The organism is Paenibacillus taichungensis (assembly GCF_050994985.1).
Lineage (GTDB): Bacteria > Bacillota > Bacilli > Paenibacillales > Paenibacillaceae > Paenibacillus > Paenibacillus taichungensis.
The window spans coordinates 4,061,373-4,088,044 of the sequence record NZ_CP194720.1; the positions used below are offsets into that span (position 1 = coordinate 4,061,373).

Annotated in this window: 26 protein-coding genes; 6 read left to right on the forward strand and 20 right to left on the reverse strand. The window is 45.8% G+C overall.

Annotation, left to right across the window (positions count from 1 at the left end; genetic code table 11):
• Window positions 1-6: 6 nt before the first annotated feature.
• On the reverse strand, window positions 7-771 hold the full coding sequence (locus ACR1R9_RS18040) for an alpha/beta hydrolase (protein ID WP_076289887.1): 765 nt from the start codon (window positions 769-771) through the stop codon (window positions 7-9).
• A 465-nt stretch (window positions 772-1,236) separates the two neighbouring features.
• Here ACR1R9_RS18040 and ACR1R9_RS18045 point away from each other — a divergent pair, with 465 nt between their 5' ends.
• Together ACR1R9_RS18045 and ACR1R9_RS18050 are read left to right on the forward strand one after the other, a co-directional pair.
• Complete coding sequence (locus tag ACR1R9_RS18045; protein WP_433923075.1) at window positions 1,237-2,154, forward strand: serine hydrolase domain-containing protein; 918 nt, start codon at window positions 1,237-1,239, stop codon at window positions 2,152-2,154.
• Window positions 2,151-2,582 (forward strand): N-acetyltransferase family protein, encoded by a 432-nt coding sequence (locus ACR1R9_RS18050; RefSeq protein WP_433923074.1) that lies wholly within the window; start codon window positions 2,151-2,153, stop codon window positions 2,580-2,582. The genes ACR1R9_RS18045 and ACR1R9_RS18050 overlap by 4 nt, the downstream gene beginning before the upstream one ends.
• Window positions 2,583-2,676: 94 nt before the next feature.
• Here the strand turns inward: ACR1R9_RS18050 and ACR1R9_RS18055 are convergent, their stop codons facing one another.
• The 17 genes from ACR1R9_RS18055 to ACR1R9_RS18135 form a co-directional block, all read right to left on the reverse strand.
• Window positions 2,677-2,931 (reverse strand): AbrB/MazE/SpoVT family DNA-binding domain-containing protein, encoded by a 255-nt coding sequence (locus tag ACR1R9_RS18055; protein ID WP_024629045.1) that lies wholly within the window; start codon window positions 2,929-2,931, stop codon window positions 2,677-2,679.
• A gap of 170 nt (window positions 2,932-3,101) precedes the next feature.
• Window positions 3,102-3,566 carry a tRNA (uridine(34)/cytosine(34)/5-carboxymethylaminomethyluridine(34)-2'-O)-methyltransferase TrmL gene (gene trmL / locus ACR1R9_RS18060; protein ID WP_053780483.1) on the reverse strand — a complete coding sequence of 155 codons (465 nt, stop codon included), beginning with the start codon at window positions 3,564-3,566 and terminating at the stop codon, window positions 3,102-3,104.
• Window positions 3,567-3,703: 137 nt separating this feature from the next.
• On the reverse strand, window positions 3,704-4,792 hold the full coding sequence (gene serC, locus ACR1R9_RS18065; protein WP_099854828.1) for a 3-phosphoserine/phosphohydroxythreonine transaminase: 1,089 nt from the start codon (window positions 4,790-4,792) through the stop codon (window positions 3,704-3,706).
• A gap of 233 nt (window positions 4,793-5,025) precedes the next feature.
• Window positions 5,026-6,450 carry a type I glutamate--ammonia ligase gene (glnA, locus tag ACR1R9_RS18070; protein WP_099854830.1) on the reverse strand — a complete coding sequence of 475 codons (1,425 nt, stop codon included), beginning with the start codon at window positions 6,448-6,450 and terminating at the stop codon, window positions 5,026-5,028.
• Window positions 6,451-6,864: 414 nt separating this feature from the next.
• Window positions 6,865-7,929, reverse strand: coding sequence for a 3-deoxy-7-phosphoheptulonate synthase (gene aroF / locus ACR1R9_RS18075; RefSeq protein ID WP_063564242.1), 1,065 nt, complete (start codon window positions 7,927-7,929; stop codon window positions 6,865-6,867).
• 232 nt (window positions 7,930-8,161) lie between these two features.
• Window positions 8,162-9,115, reverse strand: coding sequence for a 4-hydroxy-3-methylbut-2-enyl diphosphate reductase (locus ACR1R9_RS18080; protein WP_076289892.1), 954 nt, complete (start codon window positions 9,113-9,115; stop codon window positions 8,162-8,164).
• 68 nt (window positions 9,116-9,183) lie between these two features.
• A complete protein-coding gene (locus ACR1R9_RS18085) occupies window positions 9,184-10,644 on the reverse strand; it encodes a sensor histidine kinase (RefSeq protein WP_076289893.1) in 1,461 nt (486 codons plus the stop codon).
• 1 nt (window position 10,645) lies between these two features.
• Window positions 10,646-11,335 carry a response regulator transcription factor gene (locus tag ACR1R9_RS18090; RefSeq protein WP_076289894.1) on the reverse strand — a complete coding sequence of 230 codons (690 nt, stop codon included), beginning with the start codon at window positions 11,333-11,335 and terminating at the stop codon, window positions 10,646-10,648.
• 172 nt (window positions 11,336-11,507) lie between these two features.
• Window positions 11,508-13,208 carry a S1C family serine protease gene (locus ACR1R9_RS18095; protein ID WP_433923073.1) on the reverse strand — a complete coding sequence of 567 codons (1,701 nt, stop codon included), beginning with the start codon at window positions 13,206-13,208 and terminating at the stop codon, window positions 11,508-11,510.
• 155 nt (window positions 13,209-13,363) lie between these two features.
• Window positions 13,364-14,020: a response regulator gene (locus tag ACR1R9_RS18100; protein ID WP_076289896.1), complete on the reverse strand. Its 657-nt coding sequence runs from the start codon at window positions 14,018-14,020 to the stop codon at window positions 13,364-13,366.
• Window positions 14,017-15,054, reverse strand: coding sequence for a HAMP domain-containing sensor histidine kinase (locus ACR1R9_RS18105; protein WP_076289897.1), 1,038 nt, complete (start codon window positions 15,052-15,054; stop codon window positions 14,017-14,019). The genes ACR1R9_RS18100 and ACR1R9_RS18105 overlap by 4 nt, the downstream gene beginning before the upstream one ends.
• Window positions 15,055-15,057: 3 nt before the next feature.
• Window positions 15,058-16,113, reverse strand: a complete 1,056-nt coding sequence (liaF, locus tag ACR1R9_RS18110; RefSeq protein WP_310852461.1) for a cell wall-active antibiotics response protein LiaF — start codon at window positions 16,111-16,113, stop codon at window positions 15,058-15,060.
• Window positions 16,114-16,283: 170 nt separating this feature from the next.
• A complete protein-coding gene (locus tag ACR1R9_RS18115) occupies window positions 16,284-16,469 on the reverse strand; it encodes a hypothetical protein (protein WP_076290141.1) in 186 nt (61 codons plus the stop codon).
• Window positions 16,470-16,584: 115 nt separating this feature from the next.
• Window positions 16,585-17,358 (reverse strand): 3D domain-containing protein, encoded by a 774-nt coding sequence (locus ACR1R9_RS18120; RefSeq protein ID WP_433923072.1) that lies wholly within the window; start codon window positions 17,356-17,358, stop codon window positions 16,585-16,587.
• A gap of 183 nt (window positions 17,359-17,541) precedes the next feature.
• Window positions 17,542-19,479, reverse strand: coding sequence for a threonine--tRNA ligase (thrS, locus tag ACR1R9_RS18125; protein WP_064639432.1), 1,938 nt, complete (start codon window positions 19,477-19,479; stop codon window positions 17,542-17,544).
• A gap of 57 nt (window positions 19,480-19,536) precedes the next feature.
• Entirely contained in the window at window positions 19,537-19,710 is a 174-nt protein-coding gene (locus ACR1R9_RS18130) for a hypothetical protein (protein ID WP_433923071.1), read from the reverse strand.
• Between the two features lie 193 nt (window positions 19,711-19,903).
• A complete protein-coding gene (locus ACR1R9_RS18135) occupies window positions 19,904-20,848 on the reverse strand; it encodes a putative sporulation protein YtxC (protein ID WP_076289899.1) in 945 nt (314 codons plus the stop codon).
• A 180-nt stretch (window positions 20,849-21,028) separates the two neighbouring features.
• Between ACR1R9_RS18135 and ACR1R9_RS18140 the strand changes: the two genes are divergently transcribed.
• From ACR1R9_RS18140 to ACR1R9_RS18155, 4 genes are all read left to right on the forward strand, one after another.
• Window positions 21,029-21,433, forward strand: a complete 405-nt coding sequence (locus ACR1R9_RS18140; RefSeq protein ID WP_433923070.1) for a hypothetical protein — start codon at window positions 21,029-21,031, stop codon at window positions 21,431-21,433.
• 311 nt (window positions 21,434-21,744) lie between these two features.
• Window positions 21,745-22,239: a cation:proton antiporter regulatory subunit gene (locus ACR1R9_RS18145; protein WP_053780467.1), complete on the forward strand. Its 495-nt coding sequence runs from the start codon at window positions 21,745-21,747 to the stop codon at window positions 22,237-22,239.
• Between the two features lie 4 nt (window positions 22,240-22,243).
• Complete coding sequence (locus ACR1R9_RS18150) at window positions 22,244-23,482, forward strand: cation:proton antiporter (RefSeq protein WP_076289901.1); 1,239 nt, start codon at window positions 22,244-22,246, stop codon at window positions 23,480-23,482.
• Window positions 23,483-23,593: 111 nt separating this feature from the next.
• Window positions 23,594-24,499 carry a YitT family protein gene (locus ACR1R9_RS18155; RefSeq protein ID WP_076289902.1) on the forward strand — a complete coding sequence of 302 codons (906 nt, stop codon included), beginning with the start codon at window positions 23,594-23,596 and terminating at the stop codon, window positions 24,497-24,499.
• A 100-nt stretch (window positions 24,500-24,599) separates the two neighbouring features.
• Here the strand turns inward: ACR1R9_RS18155 and ACR1R9_RS18160 are convergent, their stop codons facing one another.
• Window positions 24,600-25,613: a zinc-binding alcohol dehydrogenase family protein gene (locus ACR1R9_RS18160; RefSeq protein WP_099854844.1), complete on the reverse strand. Its 1,014-nt coding sequence runs from the start codon at window positions 25,611-25,613 to the stop codon at window positions 24,600-24,602.
• Window positions 25,610-26,587, reverse strand: a complete 978-nt coding sequence (locus tag ACR1R9_RS18165; protein ID WP_433923069.1) for an aldo/keto reductase — start codon at window positions 26,585-26,587, stop codon at window positions 25,610-25,612. Before ACR1R9_RS18165 ends, ACR1R9_RS18160 begins: the two co-directional genes overlap by 4 nt.
• Window positions 26,588-26,672: the final 85 nt, after the last annotated feature.

Sequence of the window (26,672 nt, forward strand, 5' to 3'; positions counted from 1 at the left end):
ATCTCCTCACTCTACTTTGGTCTTGTCGTTATACAGAAAATCAAACATTGTTCTCAGGTGTTGCTCCCAGAATCTCCATTCATGGGTACCCGGCGTCTCCACATACTGAAACTCAAAATCCGTTTCCTGCATGTATTCCGCGAATTTGCGATTCATATCCACAAACGGATCAATATCACCACAACAACTCAGAATATCCGGTAAATCTCCACCTTGCTTCAACAGCTTGGCAGACAGTGCGTACAGGTCCTGATCAGGTTTTACCTGTAACCGTTCTCCAAAAACCGCTTTCATTTCCTTGATCATGCCTGATGGCATTTCCGGATCGTGAAGCCGGGTCTGAATATCAGTTACACCTGATAAGGACACCGCCTTGCGGTACCTCTCGGGATATGTCAGTGCACATTTCAATGCACCATACCCACCCATGGATAGACCGGCGACGAAGTTCTTTGCCGGGTCTGTATTGAGATTGAGCTGGCGCCTGCAGAATTCAGGCAGCTCCTGAGTGATGTAATGGAAGTAATTCAGGCCGTATTCCATATCGGTGTAATAGCTTCGGTTCGCTTCCGGCATAATGATGGTACAGCCATATTGTTGCGCGTACATTTCAATTGTAGTCAAACGTTGCCATGTACTTGCATTATCGCCTGCCCCATGCAGCAAATATAGCGTACCGCCTGAAGTGTCTCCGGAGTCACTGGACACTACATGTATGCTTGTGTTCATGCATAACGTAGGCGATCCGGTTTCGATCGTTATATGCGCCATAAGTAACCCCTTTCATCGTCGGCTGCTGTCTGTAAACTTCTGTTTCTCTGCCTTTTTGTTGCAAATTCCAGTGATTCCCCCGTATTTCGCTCGGTTATCGAAACGATTTTCTCGAATCGTTTCAAAACATAGCCAACGTTGATTTACTTGGACTTGATTACAACACTTTTTATGTGGAAGCGATTTCTTCGAATCGTTTCGAATAAATCATAATCCCGAAGTACAAACCCTGTCAATAACCTTTTTACAAATTTCGCGCTTTTTTCTCAAAAAACTGATTTTTCGTGATGAAATTTGCGTCAAAAGGCACTTTTAAAGTAAAACATTTTCCTTTAAGTAACCGTTTGCACCTATTCATTGACATTGAACCTCGTTTGTAATAACATAAGTTCTAATTTTTGATCCAGATTGCGGAAACGTTTCACCAAGAGTTAAAATTCTTCTTTTTTTAGAAAGGATGTTAAGATGTCGAGTATTATTAATTCTTTTGTTCATCATATAGATGAGCAGCAGTTAAACGTTCATTCTGTTCGGGTATTGCAGAAAGGGGTTACAATCGGAGCGTGGGATCGCACCGGCGATATGCGCCGCTTACAACACTCTGTCAGCAAATCGTTCACCTGTATGGCGATTGGCCTAGCTTTGGATGAGGGCACACTTACACTTGAATCCAAAGTAGGGGACTACTTCACTTCACCAACACCTGCTTCCCATTTAACAGCCTTCCCTCCTGCGGACCTCACCCTGTACGATTTGCTGCGAATGTCCTCGGGGCATGACGTACCTGTGTTATGGGCAGAAGAGCGAGCCACCCTGCCTGAGAAAGATTGGGCAAAATATTACATGTCCCTTCCTTTGGATAGAGTTCCTGGTGAAACGTTTACATACAGCAGTGCAGATACGTTTATGATCTCCGCCATGTTTCAGGCAGCCACCGGTCAAACCGTTAAGAACTATCTGATTCCCCGGCTATTTGAACCACTGGGCATTACGCATGTAGAGTGGGAGACTTCTCCCTTGGGCATTACATTGGGCTGTGCGGGCCTGCAGCTCACCAATGAGGAATTAGGTAGATTCGGTCAACTGTTGCTTCAGGAGGGCCACTGGAATGGCAAGCAACTCATTCCTGCGGAATGGATCCGGTTAGCGACAACACAACAGATCCCTACACCAGGAGACGGCGACTGGGGACAAGGTTATGGATATCAATTCTGGAGATGTTCCCATAACGCTTACCGTGCTGATGGCGCCAATGGTCAACTATGCGTTGTCCTACCGGAGCTGGAGTCCGTCGTTGCCATCAATAGTGATGAACAAAATATGCAAGCCATTCTTGACAATGTATGGTCGGATATACTGCCTATTCTGGAGGGGAACATTTGATTATACGGCCAGCCACTGAGGCAGATTATGCGGAGTTGAGAAACATTTATCTGGAGTCGCGACGTGCCCGATTCCACTGGGCTAAGCCGGAAGAACTGTCTCTGCAGGATTTTGATACAGATACCGTGGATGAGCATATCCTTGTGGCTGAAAATGAAGATGGACCGCTTCTCGGCTTCGCTTCGCTGTACCTTCCCGAGAACTTTATCCACCTTCTGTTTATTCATCCCGGTTTTATCGGCGGGGGTACAGGTTCACGCTTACTTGATGCGTCAGTTTCACTCATGCAGCAGCCTGTTCGATTGAAATGTGTATCTGATAATTATAAAGCAATTGGCTTTTACGAACGACAGGGTTGGAAAAAAGTCATTGAAGAAGGTACACCCGGAGAGAAATATTGGGTGATGGAATACAACACGAATAGCTGAATCCATTCGTTTGATCCCGGTAAATTGGAAGTTGACATGATTTTTCCACACAAAAAAAGTATCATGACCTTTAGAGGCCATGATACTTTTTATTTTACCCGTGCTGTGGAAGCTGGGTCATTTCATCTAAACATTGTGCGCATATGTAACGCTCTTTGAACTCATTGACTTCTTCCATCGATCCACAAAAAATACATTTTGGACGGTATCTCTCCAGAATGATATGGTCCCCTTGTACTAAGATCTCTACAGGATCTCCCTCATTCATTTGATACCTTTTACGCAAAGATTTAGGCAATACGATCCTACCCAATTGGTCAACTTTGCGAACGACTCCAGCTGGCTTCATAGCTACGGCACACCTCTCCTATCTTACTCTAAATTTCTAGGTACATTTGTACTATGTTTATTAATTCGCCAAGATTTTGTCGAATCCTGCTGGAAATAAACATTTTTTGTCCTTTTTTTTGAAAAATGTTTTTTTAGCGAATTCTAACCGTCACTTAAACGCGAATTAGACTAATCCAGACCCGGGAAATTAAGTTGACGCAACGCCTCATACACAATGATTGCTGCTGAGTTTGACAAGTTCAATGATCTGACATCACCTGTCATTGGCATCTTCATACAAGTATCTGGATTAGCAGCAATTAATTCTGGAGGAAGGCCTTTCGTCTCCTTACCGAACACTAGAAAATCTCCATCCTGAAAATTAAAATCGCTATAACGGTTCTTCGCCTTCGTGGTTGCGTAGAAGAAACGCCCTTCAGGGTACTGTTCTTGAACCTCAGCAAACGAATCATGATATTCAATATGAACGGCATGCCAGTAATCCAGACCCGCGCGTTTCAGTGTGGCATCATCCGTACGGAATCCGAGTGGACGCACGAGATGCAAATGTGTACCGGTAGCCGCACATGTACGGGAAATATTTCCTGTATTTGCCGGAATCTCCGGTTCAACCAGAACGATATGTAAAGCCATATGTGTTCAATCTCCTTTTCATTTCATGTAAACGACAATTCTCTAATCTTAAAGAAAAGCCCTCCACACGTCAATGTGGAAGGCTCTGGTAAAGCACAAGTGTGAATGCTTGAATTCACAACTCGCTGCCAGGTTGTTTAACCATTTGTCTTCTGGAAGTGGCTCATGAAGTCCGTAAGTGCCTTAACACTTTCATATGGAGCAGCATTGTAAATGGAAGCACGCAGGCCACCAACACTCCGATGCCCTTTCAGACCAACAAATCCTTCTTGCTCTGAAGCCTTGATAAACTGTTTCTCCAGCTCCTCGTTAGCCAGGCGGAAGGTCACATTCATCAGGGAACGATCTGCCGGATCTACACAACCACGGTAGAAGTCTCCGGATGAATCGATCGCATTATAGAGCAAATCAGCTTTCTTCATGTTCTTCTGTTCAATTCCAGCCAATCCACCTTGTTCTTCGATCCATTTCAGAACCTCATTCACCATGTATACGGAGAAGGACGGTGGTGTATTATAGAGAGAATTGTTATCCACATGTGTACTATATCGAAGCATCGTCGGAATCGTTTTAGGAGATTCACTAACCAGTTCTTCGCGAGCAATAACAACCGTAATTCCTGATGGGCCCAGGTTCTTCTGTGCACCTGCATAGATCATGCCGAATTGATTAAGATCAAACGGTTTGCAGAAGATGTCACTCGACATGTCGGCAATAAGTGGAACTGAACCGGTATCCGGGAATGACTTGAATTGAGTTCCCTCAATTGTTTCATTAGACGTCAAATGAACATAAGCTGTGCGATCCGGGAAGCTAAGATTCGACACATCCGGCAATTTCATATATTTATCCGCTTCGGAAGATGCAGCGACCTGCGTCTCCCCAATCAGTTTCGCCTCAGACAGTGCCTTCTTGGCCCAGCTGCCTGTCATGACGTAACTGGCTGTCTGCCCTTCCCCGAGCAGGTTCATCGGCAGCATGGCGAACTGAGTGCTGGCTCCGCCTTGCAGGAAGAGGACCTTATATCCTTTTGGATTGCCTAGAAGCGACAACAAACGTTCCTGAGCTTCATTATGTACAGATTCGTACACCGCTCCACGGTGAGACATCTCCATAATCGACATTCCTGTATTCCGAAAATCAACAAATTCTGCCTGAGCACGCTCCAGAACCTCAAGTGGCAACGCCGCAGGTCCTGCATTGAAATTATACGCTCTCTTTGTCACAAAATCCCCCGCCCTTTCCATCCGTAGCTGACATATGAAGTGAATATTATCGCTATGATATCAGTATTCCCTATCTGCTTCAAGGGCAATAAGCACCGAAGCTGCGAATCAGGGTTATCAAATTCCTTTATCACCCTGCAAAGTTAATGCACTACATCGTTCAATTCAAGGAAAAGCCTCCGAGAGCGAGTCCCGGAGGCTATACATTGGGAACAGTTTCTGTTCCGACTGGATTAGCAGTCGAAGTAGAGGCTGTACTCATGCGGATGAATGCGAATTGCTACTGCTTTCGCTTCGTCACGTTTGAGGTTGATGTAGTTGTCGATGAATTCTTTCGTGAAGACGCCGCCTTCAGTCAAGAATTCGTTGTCCGCTGCCAGAGCGTCAAGCGCTTCTTCCAGGGAAGCTGGCACACTGCGGATATTTTCTTTGTCTGCATCAGACAAATCATAGATGTTTTTGTCGAGTGGACCATATCCAAGCTCAGTTGGGTTGATTTTGCGTTTGATACCATCCAGACCCGCCATCAGCATTGCAGCGAATGCCAGGTAAGGGTTAGCTGTGGAGTCCGGTGTACGGAACTCGATACGACAACCTTTTGGTGTCACAGCCGCAACCGGAATACGTACTGCTGCTGAACGGTTACCTTTGGAGTAAACCAGGTTAACCGGTGCTTCATAACCAGGTACGAGACGTTTGAATGAGTTCGTACTAGGGTTAGTCAAAGCAATCAAAGCCGGTGCGTGGTACAGAATTCCTCCAATGTAATGCAGAGCCATTTCGCTCAGGTTTGCATATCCCGCTTTGTCATAGAACAATGGGGAATCACCATCGAAGATGGATTGGTGAACGTGCATTCCGCTACCATTATCACCAAACAGTGGTTTTGGCATGAATGTTGCTACTTTACCATATTGACGTGCAGTGTTATGCACGATGTATTTGTATACAAGCAGGTTGTCTGCTGTTTTCTTCAACGTATCAAAACGGAAGTTGATTTCGGCTTGACCAGCTGTCGCCACTTCGTGGTGGTGACGTTCAATCGACAGGCCCGCTTCTTCCAAAATGCGACACATTTCACTACGAATATCTTGTTGTGTATCCACTGGAGCTACAGGAACATATCCGCCTTTAGTGCGAACTTTGAAGCCCAGGTTACCGCCATCTTCCTTACGGTTGGTGTTCCAAGAAGCTTCTTCGGAATCTACGAAATAGGAAGAGCTGTTCGTGCCGCTCTCATAACGTACATCGTCGAAAATGAAGAACTCGGATTCAGGTGCGAAGAATGCTGCTGTACCTACTCCGCTTTCTTTCAGGAATTCTTCCGCTTTGACTGCGATACCGCGTGGGTCACGCTCATAACGCTCGCCATCCGGAGTGAAGATATCACACATAACATTCAATGTAGGGTGTGCTGTGAACGGATCGACAAAAGTCGCTTCAGGATCTGGAATCATAACCATATCGGACTCTTCAATTCCGCGGAAACCTTGAATAGAAGAACCATCAAAGGCTACTCCATTTACAAAAGTGTCTGCGTCAACTGCCGAAGCTGGTAACGAGATGTGGTGCGCACGACCGGATAAATCTACAAAACGAAAATCTACCCACTCGATGTTGTTCTCTTGAATTGATTTCAATACGTTTTCAACCGACATGTATTCGTCCTCCCAAATATTCCGAACATTAAACAACCCCGCTAAGAAAATGTCCATATTCGAATTTTTTTCTGTCGTCATTATAAAATCTCAAATGTGACATCGTCAATACTTATGTAAGGTATTTTTTGCAACTATGTAAGCTATGCTCACATTTTATAAACCTATTGATTTCACTTAACAACGTATATACATTACATTTAACTGGTTTAATGCGGTAAAGCAAGGCTATATTTAGCCTAAATTATGGAAATAACATTACATCATAAATGTTTCTTATCACCTATGATTAATAAATGCGTTCAAAGCTCCAAATAACACAAAAACCGGACATTTTGTCCTAGCCCCATTCTCATTGAACGGAGCCAGGGCAGATGCCCGGGTGAACTATATTACCTATACTATGAAGATCAGTTATACGCCAACTCGTGCTGGAAAGAACTCCGCCGGCTGTTTGGCTGTATTGAATGTTTTACCGACGATTGGTGCCAATTTCTCCAGATCCTGAAGCAGGTTGGCAAATTGGTCAGGGAACAGAGACTGCACGCCGTCACCCGTCATAGAGTTATCGGGGTCCGTATGCATTTCGATAATTAGGCCGTTAGCACCAGCAGCGACAGATGCCTTCGTCATTGGTTCAACCAGCTCACGGCGCCCCGTACCATGACTTGGGTCCGAAATAACTGGTAGATGACTGAGAGACTGCAAGACAGGAATGGCCGAGAGGTCGAGCGTATTACGTGTGTAGGATTCGAATGTACGAATACCACGTTCACACAGCATTACATTCGGGTTGCCACCCGCAAGAATGTATTCAGCGGCATTCAACAGCTCATCGTAAGTTGCACTGAAGCCACGTTTCAGCAATACCGGTTTGCCACACTCACCCAATTTACGTAGCAAATCGAAGTTCTGCATATTACGTGTACCTACTTGCAGAATGTCTGCGTACTCGGCACAGATATCCACATATTCAGGCGTCATGACTTCTGTAATCGTCAGCAGGTCATGTTTCTTCCCTGCTTCTGCCATCATGATCAGACCTTCAACGCCCGTTCCCTGGAAGCTGTACGGACCTGTACGTGGCTTAAATGCACCACCGCGAAGCACCTGTCCACCGGCAGCCTTAACCAGCCCGGCAATCTCATCAATCTGTGCAGCTGATTCAACCGCACACGGTCCGCCCATAACGACGAGTTCTTTCCCGCCAATATCTACACCTTTGATGGAGATCACGGTATCTTGAGGATGGAAATCACGGCTTGCCAATTTGTAAGACTTCGAAATCTTAACGACATTCTCTACACCTTTCATTTGACGGAGATGCTCAGCCATTTTCGGTTCTACTTTACCAATAAGGCCAATGATGGTGCGGTCCTCTCCACGCGAGATATGGACCTGAAGTCCTTCCTTTTCAATTGTAGCGACGATATCCTGAATATGTTCCTCCGGAGTAGCTTTACCTGCAATAACGATCATTATAATTCCCATCCTTCCTTGTATGAGAGCGCCTAAGCGCGTCTGATTTAATCCTCAAAACTCTTCTCCACTTAAACGCTTGTTCGCTTTTAAGCTTTTATCCACTAAAGTAAATATAACATATTCACCCTTTTCAGTCAAGCCGACTCTTATCCCCTACAAAAAAAAGAATCCTGCAGTCAGTCACCAAATTTCGGCTCTGTGCTGCAAGATTCTTATATTCATGTTTTGTTTACGTCGTACGAGTCTTTTCCCTTACAGGAGGTAGTAGCTTGCTCATATTCACCGTACGTTTGATTTCCCATGTTTCCGGCTTGTCATGTTCATATTGCTCCAGATATAGAATGACTTCCTTCGTGATCGGAGTTGGCGTAGAAGCGCCTGAAGTAACCGCCACCTTATTCACACCTTTCAGCCATTCCTGCTGTATCTCAGCCACATCTGATACACGATATGCCGTTACACCCGCAATTTCCTCCGATACTTGTGCAAGTCGGTTGGAGTTATTACTGCGAGGATCACCTACAACAATGACCAGATCTGCCTGCCCTGCCTGTTCGGCAACAGCTTCCTGACGGACTTGGGTTGCCAAGCATATCTCATTATGAATCTCTGCGCCTGGATACTTCTCCAGAAGACGGCTCATAATGTGTTTAATGTCCCATTGACTCATCGTTGTCTGATTTGTGATAAGGATTTTGCCAGGAGGTACGTTCAGACCGTCAATCTCCTCTTCCTTCTCGATCAGATGAACATGATCGGGTGCAACACCAACCGCGCCTTCCGGCTCTGGATGATTCTTTTTCCCAATATAGATAATGTCATATCCCTCTGCCGTCTTCTCCCGAATAAGGTCATGGGTTTTGGTTACATCCGGACATGTTGCATCCACTGTAGTTAAACCTTTATCACGTGCCATCTTGCGCACTTCTGGAGATACACCATGGGCCGTAAAGATCACTGTTCCACTCTCGACCTGGCTCAAAATATCAATCCGATTCGGTCCGTCCAGTGTAATAATGCCCTCATCTTCAAAAGAGTCCGTCACATGTTGGTTATGCACAATCATACCCAATATATAAATAGGCCGTGGTAGGTCCAGATTGCGTGCCGCCTGGCGCGCGAGCACCATCGCATCCACAACTCCGTAACAATATCCCCGCGGCGAAATTCGCAGTACTTCCACTTGGTTGCCACCCGCTTTCTTTCTCGGCAAAGATAGCCGATGTAATTGCAGTCCTGTCTATTATAACCTTATTCGATAGGCGGAGCAAAGACTACCGGCAACCAAATGATAAAGGTCGTTCCTTCTCCACGTCTGGTTACAACCTCGACAGACCCTTGGTGTTCCTCAATGATCCACTTGGCAATCGACAGTCCCAGACCTATACCTGGTGTGGCACCGCGTGACTCATCCGCCCGATAGAACCGGTCAAAGATAAATGGAACTTCATCCCGATCCATTCCGATTCCCGTATCACTGATGCGTAGTCCTACCTGACCTTTATAAAGTATTGCATCAAGCGTAACCGAGCCATCTGGAGTGTACTTGAAGGCATTCTCGATAAAAATAAACAACATCTGCTGCAAATAGTCCTTGCTGCCGTTCACATATATGCCATTCAGAATCGATAGATCTCCTGGACGCCAGTCTGCCTGATGATCAAGGAATTGCGACCTGCGAGCCACTTCCTGTACCAGAATCTGCAACGGGATCGGATTCAGTTCGATTTTCTGTCCTGTATCGGCTCTGGCCAAAGACAGCATATCACTGATCAGTCTACTCATGCGTTTTCCTTCATCCGCCATGTCCTCTATCGCTTCGAGCGACATTTGTTTAACCGTTTCTTCGTCCAGATTCGGTCGGTCCGTGCTCTCCTGATCCCACAGCTTCTTAAGGAAGTCCACATTTCCACGGATCGTGGTCAACGGTGTACGCAGCTCATGCGAGGCATCAGATACAAATCTGCGCTGAGCTTTATTCGTCTCCTCGAGCCCTCTGAATGACAGCTCTGTTCGTTCAAGCATATTATTGACTGTTTCAATCAGACGTCCAATCTCATCCATGGGACCCGTATATTGAATGCGCACACTAAGGTCATCCCCGGACTGAATCTGATTGGCCGCATCAATCACATTGACGAGCGGACGCATGGATTTGCGAGCCAGAATCAGCCCCGAAGTAATGGCAAGCGCCATTGCGACAAGCCAGCCAAAAACCAGAATATTTCGTAAAGCTTCCAGCAGTCGTTCCTGGGAACTAACATTGGCGCCGACTTGAAGAAGCCCCCTTATTTCATTGGTTCCCTGAAGAGACAGGGGCTGTTGATTCACCAAGAAAGGGGTCCCATTCACATAGATCTTGGATATTCCACGCTTTTTCTGGATCTCATTGGATTTCACAACAGGAAATTGAATCTGAAGTTTCTCCATATTGCCTGAGATTTTACCAGATCTGCTCTGGTAGTCCCACAACTGGATGTATATTTGAGCTTCCTGAAGCTGACTTTCCGTAAAAGGGTCCAGGTCCAGCGATTGTGAAAGTGGATTGACACCAATCTGATTCGTAATTCGTTCACTTTTATCTTTCAGTTGCTGTTCCACTTCTTGATACGTATTAAAATAAACAAAAGCGTAGATCACAACTCCCCAAAAAATGAGCACGGCTGCCAAGATGCCTGAATACCACGCGGTTAATCTTAACCGAATGGACATGTCAGGAGTCACCTCTCAAAATATAGCCGGCTCCCCGGATGGTCTGGATCAAACGTTTGCCGCCGTATTCTTCGGTTTTTTGTCTGAGCATGGCAATATACACTTCGAGCACATTGGACTCACCACTGTAATCATAACCCCAGATTTTATCCATAATCAGATCACGGGACAGCACACGTTTCGGATTTTGCATGAACAGATTCAGCAATTCGAACTCCTTGGCAGTCAGTTCCAGACGCTGACCGTCACGCAACACCTCACGAGAATCATTATCCAGAATAATATCCTCATACATTAGTCGATTATCAGGCGTGTCTGCTATATCCGCTTTACGACGCAATAAGGCACGGACACGAGCCAACAGTTCTTCAAGCGCAAACGGCTTCACGAGATAATCATCTGCACCTGTATCCAGCCCAATTACCCGGCTCTGTACTTCATCTTTGGCAGTAAGCATCAGCACGGGTACCTTGCTCCCCGCTTCTCTGAGTCTGCGGCATACCTCAAACCCGTCAATTTGCGGCATCATGACATCAAGAACCACAATATCCGGCTCTTTATCCATCAGCTTACTGAGGCCCTCCGCCCCATTCGAAGCTGTCTGTACATCATATCCTTCAAAAGCAAGTCCCCGCCGAAGCATGGACACGATTTTTTCATCATCATCAACAATCAAAATAGTTGAGCGCATGGTCTTTCTCCTTTATCCCTTAACGTTTTAATCTCATTGTAACAGCCAAAAGCGCAATCTGCATCTTTCCAAACACCTTGATGGAGTACAAACGTATATAGTGCAAAAAAGCGAAAGGGCCCTCGAACCCTTCCGCTCTTCTAAACCTTATTTTATAACCCATGTTTCAGCATTATGGTTGTTGTTGCTGTTGTTGATCCGTCGTTTGTGTAGTATCGTAATCGTTTTTGTTGCCGATTTTGAGTTTCACATCCATTTTTTTGCCGTCCCGAACAACATTCAGTGTCACTTCACTGCCGATTTCCTGTTTCTTGATGAAATCAATCAAATCCTGACTTGTGCTGTACGCTGTACCATTGGCACCTGTGATGATGTCATAAGCACGCAGGTCTGCTTGGTAAGCAGGGGATTGATAGATCGTGCTGGCTACAACTGAACCTTCAGTGATATCCGTTCCCATCTGTTTAGCCACTTCAGGCGTGAGGGCCATCAGAGATGCACCAATGAACGGTACGGGCTCTTTGGGAACTTCTTTGTTTTCTTTCAGATATTTAACCGCATCCGAGATTACACTCGAAGGAATGGCAAACCCAATACCCTGTGCATCCGCGCTAACCGCAACGTTCATACCAATGACTTCACCATTCAGGTTAAGCAATGGTCCACCGGAGTTACCAGGATTGATGGAAGCATCCGTTTGTAACAAGTGGCTGTACTCACGGGTTTTGCCTGTTTCTTCGTCCGGAATACTGATCGTACGTTCTTTCGCACTCAACACACCTGCAGTAACTGTGTGTTCAAATCCTTCAGGGTTACCAATAGCTACAAGCCATTCACCCACTTGTGTGCTGTTGGAATCACCCAATGGAGCAACAGGGAAAGCATCATCACCGCTGTTTTTCTCGATTTTCAATACGGCAAGGTCAAGGTCGAAGCTGCTTCCCAGCAATTTCGCTTCATATGGTTTGCTGTTGTTCTCCAGCGTTACTTGAATCACATCTGCACCCTGAACCACGTGTTGGTTCGTCAGGATGTAGCCTTCTTTGTCAAAAATAAATCCGGAGCCAATGCCGAGTGGAACCAACTGATTGCTGCTTTGTTGCTGTTGCTGCTGATTTTGGCCTTGGTAGCTATCTGTTCCGCCATTGCTTCCATTACCAAAGAAGTATTGGTACAATGGATCACTCATCGTAGAACCGCCCTGGCTGCTGCTGCGTGAAGACTGCTTCGCTAGTGTTTCGATTTTGACGACAGCCGGACTTGTACTCGTTACTACAGAGGATACATCCTCTTTGCCCGTTGGCAGTAATGACGCTGTCACGTTATTGCTGCTGCCTGAGTTAGTAGGAGAAGATGACTGACTGGAGCTTTCATTGTCTGCACTTGTCAGCGCTTCCTGTGGTGTAAACATATTTGTTCTGTCCGCTGTGTACATCAGCACTGTAATGACCAGCATCCCGGCGATGAAAGAGAACAGGAGCGATCTTACGGAAGAACGTGGCCGACGGTTATTATAATTCCAATTGCCATTGTTCTTGCCTCCGTTCCCCTGATCTCCTCCGTTGCCACCTGAACCGTTGCCGCCGCCCCCTCTGGAGGACGTATTGGCTTGATCAGATGATTCGTTACTGTAATTACTGTAGTAAGTAGGTACGGGCTTCACGGGGTCAGGTCTTGTAATCTCTACATTTCCTTCTTCACGTAGATTATGTTCCCCATTATGACTTGCTGTATCTTCCTGATTCACGGACTGAAAAGGTCCATAAGAATAATAATAGGAGGAATCGTCCGTCCCGGATGAATTGCGATTCTCCGCTTGTTTAGTTTCATTTTCCTCGTCTTGACGGTTCGCTCTGTAATTACGTTCGTCCATGCCTCTCTACCTCCCAATCTCTTCTTCGCAAGAGATATTCTTTAACTGTCCTTATTTTGTACTTTAAACCTTAACCGTACCTTAAAAACAATTAAAAAGGAGATAAAAGCACGCTGTTATAGAACATTTTTCCCGCCAAATCTGCATTCTAACCCTTATTTCTTCACCCAGCCCTGACGATGAGCGTAGATTGCCAGCTGTGTCCGATCGTCCATTTCACACTTCATCAGCAGATTGCTCACATGGGTTTTGACAGTTTTGATACTAATATGTAGTTCTTCCCCGATGTCCTTATTGGTCTTGCCCTCTGCAATCAGCAAAAGCACTTCCTTTTCCCGTTCCGTCAGGCCGGATTCGTTCTCTCTTGCCGTGCGCTGCCTGATACCACGGGTCAATGCCTGTGATACGTCGCCTGTCATTACAGGCATACCTCGGTATGCTCCTTGCAGAGCATAGATTAACTCTTCAGCAGATACCGTCTTCAGCACATAACTGACCGCTCCAGCTTCAATCGCTTGTACCACAAGGTCATCCTCCAGAAAACTGGTCAGCATCACAATTTTCATGCCCGGAAATTCGGCCATGATCGCTTGTGTCGCTTCCGCACCATTCATCACCGGCATCATCAGGTCCATCAGGATCAGGTCAGGCAGTTCGTTTTCTCCCAGCTTGCGTAACTGATTCAATGCATCCTGTCCGTTACTTGCTTCCCCCATCACATGAAATGTGGGTTCCAACATAAGATACGTTTTCAATCCCATTCGCACCATATCATGATCATCCACAATCATTACATTCACTTTTACGCTCATTCTGTTTCCCCCTCTGGTTCTTTCGGGAATTTCGGGATGAATACCCGCACCGTCGTCCCCGCTCCCGGCTTCGATATAATCTGAACCTGACCCCCAAGCTTCTCTGCCCGTTCACGCATCGTTGATAATCCGTATGAGCCAGGCCGTTCCGCTTGCTGCAAAAACCCTTGACCGTCATCGCTAATGCTCATGCTGATCTGATGTTCACTCTCTCGTATGGACAGACTGACCAGACCCGCTTCCGCATGTTTGACCACATTAGCGACCGCTTCCTGAATAACAAGAAACAGCTGGTGCTCGATGGCATCGGAAATTCCGCCATCCAGTTCCAGCTCTTTCACTCCTTTTAAACCATTCTGCCTGCAATAATCAGGGAACCAGCTATCCAGCGCTTCGCCAAGATTCCTTCCCTCCAACTCCACTGGGCGAAGCTGAGCGATAAGCCCACGCATCTGCCTCTGGGCAATATGCGACATCTGAATAAGTTGATCCAGCACTTTGCTGCCATGCTCGGGATTCATCTCCAGCAGACGTGGTAAGGAGGAAGCCGACATATGCATGGCGAAAAGCTGCTGGCTGACCGTATCATGCAAATCCCTTGCCATCCGTTTACGCTCTTCAATTACAGCGCGCTCAGATGCCTGTTCCTTTTCAATGACTTCCTGCTCACCGAGCCGCTGAAGCAATCTCATTTTTTTCTCAATCGAATCCATCATGACATTGAATTCCTGATATACCCGCCCGAATGAGGCATCATCTGCCTCAGGCATACGAACAGCAAGATTGCCTTTTGACACTTTCAGCATGTTGAGATCCAGTAGATCAATCTTACGTTGAAGTCGCAAAGCAGCAATATACCCCGTGATTACGGTAGCCAGAAGGACAACAGCAACATAGGTCCACGCACGCTGTCGCCCTGTTCCCATTAGCACTTCCCCGTACAGCAAGTAAAACCCGCCCAAAGTAATGAGTCCGGTCAGCGCAAAATACATCATCAGTTCCCACTTATTTGCTTTGAGAATCGTTCGAATCATGCGTTAACCCACCTTATTCACTTTGACATCTCCAATAAACACACTAACGACAATCCGTACTTTTTTTCCTGCTTCGCGATAATGCGCCGTTTCAGCCTGAGCACTGCTTAGGAATCCGCCTCGTTTTTGATTTAACAGCGACATGTCCCCAATAAACGAGTTTGTCGTCACAGTCACACCGAGATCCATATCTTCAGGAACAAATACCTTCACATCCCCAATAAAAGAGGAAATGTTAATTTTCGTCTCACCGTAAGGTATTTGCGCCTTCGTCAAATCAATCACCGTATCGCCAATAAATGCCGAAATATTCATCGGTTTCAGGGAGAACACTTCCTGTCCCATATACATATCACCGATAAATGCCGATTTGTTAATTGTATTCCCATGGCCACCATAGTAATTCGGATCATCATCATAGTGGTCATCGTGATCAAATGTTCCATATTCCTTTTTACTTGAACCGTAACCTTTATGCTTGTGATGTTGATGTTGATGTTTATGATGGTGTTGATGTCCGTGTGTTTTAGGGTCTTCCTTATCTGTATAGAATGAGCCATGTGAATCATTCTTGTGTTCCTGTTCCGGTTTGCCAAATGTTTTCTCGAACTGTTCATCAAACGAAGACGGCATTTCCAGGTCCTCAGGGGACAATGGCTTATAAGGTGGCTCCGGTGGAGGAGGCGGTGGTACTTGGTCATGGTGTTTCCGGTCACGACGACGGGGTCCGATCAGAACGAACAATCCCCCACCAATCAGCATTACCGGAATTAGGTAGCGAATGAACTCGCCCATGGAATAATCAATCCACCCCAGATTGCGTGCCAAGAAGTATCCACCAATCGCCAGTACAATGGCCGGTCCAATCAATGCATGACTCCCATTACGCCGAATTTCGGTTAACCCTTTTACACCCCACCAAATCAAAAATAACGGCCAATATGTTCTGAACATGTATCCGATATCTATGTCATAGCCCAATTGCCTGAACAATATTATTGCGCCAATCGCAATAAGAGGAATGCCAACCCACCAGCGGTCCCGCGTAGATCGTTTCATCGCTCATGTCTCCTTTGTCTGTATTGTGTATCCAGTTTACATCAGACAAGGATTGGTTAACAGCGGCGGCAGATGGAATTGATCTCGGTCTCCAGACCGAGGCGGAAGGTTATTTATGTAAAATATTAAAAACACCCTGGAGAAATTCTCCAAGGTGTTTGTGCATTGATTTACTTTTGTGTTTTGCCTGTGTTCTCAGTACCGAACTCAGCATTGTATTTTTCATCAGGTGTTTGGAAGTTATCCTTCACTTTGTTTTGGTGCGATTGTTTCACTTTGCTTGCTGCATTCTCTTCTCCAAACTCTGCATTGTACTTCTCGTTTGGCGTTTGTGAACCTTGAGATTTCTTAGCCACGACGATCACCTCTCTCTTCATATTTACATTGCATGTCTGCAACGCGGGGTTCGTCCCCAGAGAGTATTATGTGAAGAGTGCGCGTGCGTTATTCATGTATTAAAATTCATCATCATTATACGGCCTTGTCCAGCCATGAATCGGGTACGGATTTGTACACATCGATAGCTTCCGATAACTCTTCCAGCATTTTTTCAGTGCATTTTCCAGCACCTTGTTTGATCACCTGTACTTCGACGTCCTTTTTGCCCCATTCTTTATATACTTGCTTTATTGTTGGGAAATAAAGATCAATTTTATTGCCCTTGATCGCCGAGCCCGTATCTGCAACGATGCCGTAACCATAACCGGGAATATATAAAATGGAACCCAGTGGGAACAGCTTTGGATCAGCTGCAATTGTCGAAACTGTTTCTTTATCACGGCGCACCTTTACACCTGAATACGTAATTCCGTATTGAGGATGTTTCGGACCTTTTCCGGTTGATTCCACACCTGCAGTGTATCCGGTAGCCGTCACCTTGTGTGTATCCAACACCTGTTCTGTACGCGGAGCGAGTACCGGCATGGATGGGTCAACTCCGGTCTGCTTCTCCGGAACTTCCGGCCGTGGGATAACAATAGGCTGTGGAGACCACAAAAAACCCATATAGACCAAAGTAGTGAGTTGAGCCTGATCGCTGTATTCATAAACTGCCGCTTCTGAATGTACACCTTCAAGCTCTCCTAAAGTTTCGCTATGCCGATTCTCCACATACATGACTTCATTTTCCTCTTCAAAGGTATATGCTTCTGCCTGATTCAAGCCTAAGACTATTCCAGTGAGCACCACACAGCAAGAGATGATGAACCTTATGTTTTTCTTCTGAATTAAGAATTGCTTTTTCATTATAGAACCTCCCCCTTACTGCAAAGGTTTTCCAAAATGAAAAAATTCTATACTTTTCACCTATTAAGGCTTTTAAATCGGATATCCAGAAAACCTTAAAACAACAAAAAAACCGTCTAAACCATTGGATTTTACTCCAATACGATTTAAACGGTTCTTTATTATAGAAGCTACAATTCAGGATTACACCAGTCTTGTTGCAATCTCTTCTTTAAGTTGGGCTACAATTTCGTCCACAGGTTTCATGCCGAGATCGCCTTCTCCACGTTTCCGCACAGATACACCCTCTGCATTACGTTCATTTTCACCAACGACGAACATGTAAGGCATTTTCTCAAGCTGTGCTTCACGGATTTTATAACCAAGCTTCTCGTTACGCAGATCCGCTTCAGCAGAGATACCCGCACGTTTCAGCTTCGCTTCCACTTCACGTGCATAGTCGTCGAAGTTGCCGGATACCGGAATAACCTTCGCCTGTACAGGAGACAACCACAGTGGCAGAGCCCCTGCAAAGTTCTCCAGCAAGAATGCAGTGAAACGCTCCATCGTACTGATTACACCGCGGTGAATAACGACCGGACGATGTTTCTGTCCATCATCTCCCACATATTCAAGCTCAAACCGCTCTGGCAAGAGGAAGTCCAATTGAACAGTAGACAATGTCTCTTCTTTGCCCAGTGCTGTCTTGATCTGAACGTCCAGTTTTGGACCATAGAATGCCGCTTCGCCTTCTGCTTCATAGAATGGAAGGTTAAGTTCTTCCACAACTTCACGAAGCATGCGTTGGGACATTTCCCACATCTCGTCGTTTTGGAAGTATTTCTCGGTATCCTGAGGATCGCGATAGGACAAACGGAAACGATATTCGTGAATGCCGAAATCTTTATAAACCGTTTGAATCAGCTCAATAACACGAGCAAACTCTTCCTTGATCTGATCCGGGCGTGCGAATATGTGAGAGTCGTTCAGCGTCATCGCACGTACACGATGCAGACCTGTCAACGCGCCCGACATTTCGTAACGATGCATCATGCCAAGCTCGGCAATCCGGATCGGCAGATCACGGTAGCTGTGCATGCTGGACTTGTACACCATCATGTGGTGAGGACAGTTCATTGGACGAAGAACGAGTTCCTCATTGTCCATAACCATTTTAGGGAACATGTCTTCCTGATAGTGCTCCCAGTGTCCGGATGTTTTGTATAACTCAACATTACCAAGCACCGGTGTGTATACATGCTGATATCCGAGGCTCTCTTCCAGATCCACGATATAACGCTCCAACGTCCGGCGCAGCTTCGCACCGTTAGGTAACCAGATTGGCAAGCCTTGTCCAACCAGTTGGGAAAATGTGAAGATTTCGAGTTCCTTACCCAATTTACGGTGATCCCGTTTACGTGCTTCTTCCAGGAAGTGCAAATGCTCATCAAGCTGTGCTTTTTTCACAAAAGCTGTACCGTAAATACGTTGCAGCATTTTGTTTTTGCTATCTCCACGCCAGTAAGCACCGGCAACATTCATCAGTTTAAATACTTTGATTTTGCTGGTGGATGGCACGTGTGGTCCACGACACAAGTCGAAGAATTCACCTTGCTCATAAATAGTGATAACACTGTCTTCTGGTAAGTCACGAATCAATTCCAGCTTGTAAGGATCGCCCACTTCTTCGAAGATTTTGATCGCTTCCTCGCGGCTAACTTCCTTACGTACAATTGGCAAGTTCTCATTAACAATACGTTCCATTTCCTTCTCAATCTTTTGCAGATCTTCTGGATTGAGCGGTTGTTCCAGATCCATATCATAGTAGAAACCATCTTCAATGACAGGACCAACGCCGAGATGAACCTCTTTGTTTCCATATAAACGCTTCACAGCTTGAGCGAGCAAGTGAGCTGTACTGTGACGCATCACTTCCAGACCTTCTGGTGAATCCAGTGTTACGATCTCCACCAATGCTCCCTCATGAAGTGTTGTGGACAAGTCCACTACGATTCCATCCAGTTTGCCGGCTACGGCATTTTTGCGAAGTCCGCTGCTAATCGAAGCGGCCACATCTTCAATGCTGCTTCCGTCGGCATACTCACGAACCGAACCATCGGGTAGTTTAATGTTAACTGCCATTTGTCTCATTCCTCCTGTAAATTCAACCTCTGTCCATGTATTTCATGGATGGATAATCTATTGCTGTTCCTGCAATTTTGCAAAGGAACGCAAAAAACACCCGTCCCGGCAAAGGGACGAGTGTTGTATACTCTCGTGGTTCCACCCTAATTCAGCTGCTTCATCCATATTGGAAGTACAGCCCTTATTGGCATGACGGTAACGGGCATGACCCGGCATATCCTTACTCATGGATGACTACCTGTATTATAGAGGCAATATTTATATCCATTTTCAAAACTGCAGCTCCAAAGGGGTAAACCAAACGTGGCATCCGGAGGAAATTTCAGCCTGGTTCCCTCTCTCTGCACCGACCGTGCGTATGGTTCTTGTCTTTGTCAACGCTTTTGTTTATTGTTCCATAACAACTCAAATAAATCATGGATCAACAGTTATTATAATTGCCGATATCACTTGCGTCAAGACCTGTCAACAATCCGGAGCGCAGGACTTCACACTCAGGACAATGATGGCATAATTGCACCTTGTCTTCAAAGATCTGACGGATCGTAGAGATGATAGGCAGATCAGGAGTACGTGTATGCAGCATGACCTTTTCAGGTGAGATGGAGATCAGCGTACTCACGATCATATCTTCAATATCCATTTCCAATTCAAGCCCCGGCATCTCCACGACGACCTGTTCATCCTTTTGTACGGGCAGCACATTAAGCGCAGCATCCAATACTTGAAATTCATGTAATCCTTTGTGTATCAAATGTACAAGAGGTACTTTCGCCTCCTGAAAGAACACAAAATATTTGAGCAGCCCCATAAACTCTTCATATTGACGATCCATCCAGAATTCATCCAGTGCATATTCTACCAGCTCGTGAAGTTCCTGCTTATATGGCCGAATCCGGAAATTAAGAATGCCTTCAAGATGAAAAAAATGCACCTCTTCCAAATCCTGCTTCAATCCATTGGCCAAAGTGTTACGGCGACGCTCGCGCAGGCCTGGCTGATCCAAGTCACCATTGAATAATAAAGGCATGCATATCCGGTTTACCTTCTCCACCTCATGTTCATCCATGACTGAGCATGCCTTTGAGATCATCTCTTCCACCATAATACGTTCACGCGTATCCATAATGAAATCTGCAAGTCCGTTGGCAAGCAAATCACTGATCTGGGGCAACCACTGCTGGAAGTCAGCGTGATTCTCATTGCCTCTGCATACCCAGGCCGCTCTTCCGTCATTATGTTTGAAGGTGAGCCGAAATCCTCTTTTGCTTATATGTAAACCTTTGGTTTTTTCCTTCACACAACGATAAAATTGATCCGCTTCTTCCTGCCCTGATACATCGGTCCATACGGCGAACAGTTCCATAAGAATCACTCCTTTCCTTCCTGTTCAAAGTATATGGCAAGGCTGATAGGGATATACGAAGCGGATTGATGGAAAGCGTGTCATGATTTCTCAGTATATTATCAATCTGTTTGGAGTTAAGACAAAAATGTGTTATTATTTTTATAACAGTATGTTTCACGGAAAAGGGGGGAAGCCAAAATGAGACAACAACCAAGAATACTCCGTTACGCCTTTATTATCATTTTGTGCGTATTCCAAGCGTTTTCCTTCCCTATTCCGATGCAGTCGGAATCCGCTGTCGAGGTAACCGTTGAGACGACTTCCAACAAGGAAGTGCTTGTCCACACTTTGGAGTCTCAGCAGAAACCTGCCATTCGCAAATACCCACAAGTCATGTCGAAGTTGATTGCGGTCACGCATAACAAACCTGTCTTTCTTGTGCTCGCTTTGTTGCTAATGCTGCGAATTCCTACACCGCGTCTACCCTTTAAACCGTTGATTTGTCTGTTTAAACGCAGATTATTTCTGCTACCCATCAAATTCACCAGTATGTATGTATCTCCCACCCCGATAGCACCAATTTACGTGAACGCTCTTAGCTAGCCGTTACACCGTAATTTAGGTTGCTTTGCATGGAGACACCTCTGTCTGTGAGACGGTGTGCTTGTGCATAATTTTTAATCCTTTTAGCAAATGTTAGATATCGATCAGTTTTATTTGGTAACACCTGTTTGTTAACGTCTATTTTGTTATCCCCATCTTCTAAAAATTCACAACACAAGGCTGTGTGTCAGGAGTCCCTGGCTCTGTTTACCCGCATCATTTAATGTTCCTAAGCGCAACAGTTCATTCTATTTTCGGGAAATAAGCCTGTCTTCTGTGGCCAGCCCTCAATATAAGGAGGCATACTATCCATGGATGTACGCGAAACAGATTTGCCGGGAATCGGCAAGAAATTTCAGATTGAAACAAGCAGTGGAGATAAAATTATTGTCATTATTCACGATGACGGTCGCCGGGAAATGTACCATTTTGAGTACGATGATCCAGACCAAAGCATCTCCATGATTACACTTGATGACTATGAAGCAAGACAGATTGCTGCCATCGTTGGTGGATTGACCTATAAACCAAAGCAGCTTGAAAATATTGAAGTAACGTTTGACGATCTGATTATTGAATGGTACAAAATCGAGCCATCCTACGGATGTATCGGTAAATCAATTGGTGAACTGGACGTACGTCAAAACTCAGGGGCAACGGTTATTGCCGTTGTAGAGAAGAATCACAAAAAACATATCAGCCCCGGTCCGGAGGTCGTGATTAGTGCAGAGTCCACGGTAGTAGCCGTTGGCGAACGCAATCAGCAGAAACTGTTTAAATCCCTCCTCCTGACTGGAAGGGGGTAAATAGATGGATCATTTGATATTCGAAGTAGGTCTGGCCCTTGTGCTCATTGCGGCAGCCGGCCTTTTATCGGCAAAACTAAGATTTTCGGTCGTTCCGTTTTATATTCTGATCGGGATGGCTGTTGGGCCACATGCTATGAAAATCTGGCATCTGGACTTCCGCTTTATTGAGAGTCAGCCTTTTATTGAATTTATGGGCCGGATCGGTATCCTGTTCCTTCTCTTCTACCTTGGACTTGAATTCTCGGTAGGTCGTTTAATTAAATCGGGTCGCTCTATTGCAGTTGGCGGCTCGATCTACATCGGCATTAACTTTACGCTGGGATTAATATTCGGTTTTATGTCCGGTTTCCCAGTTGCAGAAGCACTTATTATCGCAGGTATAACTACCATCTCTTCCAGTGCCATCGTGGCCAAGGTACTCGTGGATTTGAAACGAACGGCCAATCCGGAAACAGAGATGATATTGGGTATTATTATGTTCGAAGATGTATTCCTCGCTGTATATATCTCGATCTTGTCTGGACTTGTGCTTAGTGATTCATCCTCCATCGGAGGCGTCATCATGTCCGCACTTATTGCTCTCGGATTCATGCTTATCGTGATTATCCTTGGACGCAAAGCAACACCGCTACTAAACAAATTGCTTAAAATTCGATCGAATGAGCTATTCTCTCTCGTTGTATTCGGAGCCTTGTTCCTGGTAGCCGGCTTCTCTGAAACCATTCATGTTGCCGAAGCGATTGGTGCATTACTGGTTGGTCTGGTGCTTGCTGAAACAGAACACGCAAAACGGATTGAGCACTTGATTCTACCGTTCCGTGACTTCTTCGGAGCAATCTTCTTCTTCAGCTTTGGATTGTCCATTGATCCGTTGTCCTTGGGTGGCGAAGCCGTATGGTTAGCTCTGATTGCAGTTGTTATTACATTGTTCGGTAACTTCCTGGCAGGTATGATGGCCGGACGCAGTGCAGGACTATCTCCCAAAGCATCGGCGAATATTGGATTAACCATTGTGTCACGGGGTGAATTTTCCATCATATTGGCCAACATGGGTAAAGCCGGGGGACTGTTGCCAATGATTCAACCGTTTGCCGCGCTCTATGTCCTAATTCTGGCCATTCTGGGTCCTTTATTAACCAAAGAATCCAAACATGTATTCCGTTTACTGGATAAAATATTCAAGTTCAAGGATCCACGGAAAAAGAAAGAAGAACCGAAGGTTTTACAGAAAGAAGGGTAACCCCCTTGTCTGTTCAGACAGACAACGTATCGTAATCGCGGCTCTACCGCCGATCTTTCTGTGATTAACCCAGGGAGAATTGCACGAAAGCCGCACAAAGGAGGATGACCTATGAAAGCACCTCTGATATCGGCTAATCCGGTACCACAAACCGCCAAGACCAGATTATCATCTGCCCGTCGCATGTTGAATTTATTGTTTGTAATAGCGGGTGGAATTCTGGCCTCCGTGGGACTTGAATTGTTTCTACATCCCAATAAGATCATTATTGGAGGCATTACAGGCATCTCTTCGTTGTTCGCCCACTGGACCGAAATGAGGATTGGTTTGTTCCTGTTTTTGTTCAACGTTCCATTTATTTTTCTGTCCTATAGACTCGTGCAAAAGAAATTCGTACTGGTCACTGTTCTGGGTTTGGTTGTCTTTTCGATTGGTGCCATTGTGCTTCATCCCATGCCGCCGCTTGTCGAGCACCCCCTGGCTGCCGCCATGTTTGGCGGATTATGTCTCGGTCTAGGAATCGGTCTAGTCGTGCGGTATGGTGGGACACTGGATACGCTGGAAATCGGTGATCCGTCCTCCCGTCCACCTGAACGTGTATTTAGCGGGAAACGGATGCTTATCGAAAAAATAATCATGCTGCTCAACTTGTTGATTCTAACCGCCGCTGGTGTTGTCTTCGGTTGGGATCAAGCGATGTACTCGGTAATTGCTTATCTCATTGCATATGAAATGGTGTATATTGCATTCCGCGGATTCACAGCTAAGCGCAAAATATGTATTTTAACCACACAAAGCGCTCAAGTTGAAAAAGCCATCCGTAAACGGCTGCGCCGTGAACCTGGAACATTGGATCCTTCAGCGGATTCAGGACACCCTGCTGTAGCTGAAGGTTGGATCCAACACGTTCCGGGAGCACTCTACTATGAGATTCATTTCCTTGAAATGATCTGGCTCAAATCCATTGTGCGTCATATTGATCCACATGCAGGTATTGTGACGAACCCGGAAAAATAATCAAGATTTCTATAGGCTAGGCGCACAAAAACTCTCTCTGTTTCCCATGGATGTTAACCATTCATTCAGGATCAGAGAGAGTTTTTTTCAGTTATTCTTTTTATAACTCCACTATCGCTTTCACTACATGCGAATCCGGTTGTAACCAGGTGTCGATCGAATCAGGCAATTGATCAAAACTCGTCCTGTGTGTGATGTAGCCGTCCATGTTCAACTTCTTCTCCCGCAAGATCGACATGACCTGTTCAAAATCTTCCCGTGTGGCGTTTCGGCTACCTAAAATGCTCATCTCACGCTTGTGAAAGTCTGGATCATGAAAGGAAATATCGGCTTTGACTAGTCCAACAAAGATTAATTGTCCACCATGAGCCACGTACTGGATGGCATTATTCATCGATTGCATGTTTCCTGTTGCATCAAAGACAGCCGTCGCATAGTCCCCATTCGTGATTTCAGCAACTTGCTGTGCCGCTTGTTCATTGGCCTGAACCATAGCATCCACTCCGGCCCATGTGCGGCTAAGTTCCAGCCTGTCCAGATTCCGGTCAATAGCAATGACCCGAGCACCCGCCTGTTTGGCAAATGCCATCACACCCAGACCAATAGGTCCAGCTCCAACGACAACAACCTGTTCACCAGGCCTTAGGGCTGCTCTTCTGACCGCGTGAGCACCAATACTGAGCGGTTCTACCATCGCAGTTTCATCCAGTGTAAGTCCTTCAGCTTGGATCAGATGGGAGACAGGCACAACGATTCTCTCTCGCATGCCGCCGTCCACATGTACACCCATCACCTGCATTGACACACAACAATTCGTTTTCCCTGATCGACAAGCGATACAATGACCACAATGCAAATATGGAATAATACTAACCTGATCTCCCGCCTTCAGGCCCGCTCCATTCTCCCCGATTTCTTCAATAATCCCTGCAAGCTCATGACCCAGTACACGAGGATAGGTAAAAAAAGGCTGATTACCTTTGTAGGCATGCAGATCTGTGCCACAGATTCCAATTCGGCGGATGGTTACCAGCGCCTGATTCTCGTTTCTTTCAGGTTCAGCTATGTCTCGCAACGCCAAACGATTTATTTCTTCACATATAACAGCTCTCATTCCTGTTCCCCCTCGGATGATGCTTGTGACTTCATGTTATGTTCAATGTTATATTCAGGGCGTCCGCTGGCCCAGCTCTCATTACGAATTGGAGCCAGAATACGCAGCACCTCTGATAACAGTTCCTGGTCAAATGGTTCCTCAATCCAGGCTGCATTGTTGCGGATATTATGTTCACTTGCACTGCTGACCAGTGTTGTTGGAATCCGTTCATTGGCTGTTGCAAATTGCACGGCAAGCTTCGCAATATCAGTGCCCTGTTCCGCGCAGAACTGTGCCGCTTGCTGGCAGATCTGCTTCACGCGATCATCTGCCGGGTGCCAGGCAGGAGCTCCTCTTGTGCTTAATAAGCCCATAGAAAGTGGCGAAGCATTCACAAGGCCAACTTCTTTCTTTTCCAAAAGGGGCAGCAAGGACAGCAGTGAAGTATCATTTAATGCATAATGGCAGTAGGAAATGATGGCGTCAGCATCAATCTGTGGCAACACTGTTTCGAATAACGGCAGCGGTAAGCCACAAATCCCTGCATGGCGAATGACTCCCTGCTCTTTCAGGCGAAGCAAGGTTGGAAAAGCTTCTTCAATAATAATATCGGCAGGGACAAACTCAATGTCATGCAAGAACAGGATATCGATATAATCAGTATGCAGTCGACCCAGACTTTCTTGTACACTATCATGTATCCGCTTACGCGAAAAATCAAATGCATTCTCCCCATAACGTCCAGCCTTGGTCGACAACGTAAACGAGCTACGTGGCAAACTACGGATGGCTTCTCCAAGCACCGATTCAGCCTTCGTTAATCCATAATAGGGCGAAACATCTATATAGTTCATCCCTGCATCTACAGCGGCGTGAACCGTACGAACACCCTCACCTCGGTCAATATCACGAAATACTGAACCTAGAGAGGATGCTCCAAAGCTCAGCACAGGTACTTCCAGTCCAGTCTTACCAAGTCTTCTCGTTTTCATCGGCCTGCCCCTTCCCAGCATGTCTGCATACTCACGTGTTCTTTCATTGTAACAGTTGAATTTCAAACTAAAATATCGCCAAATG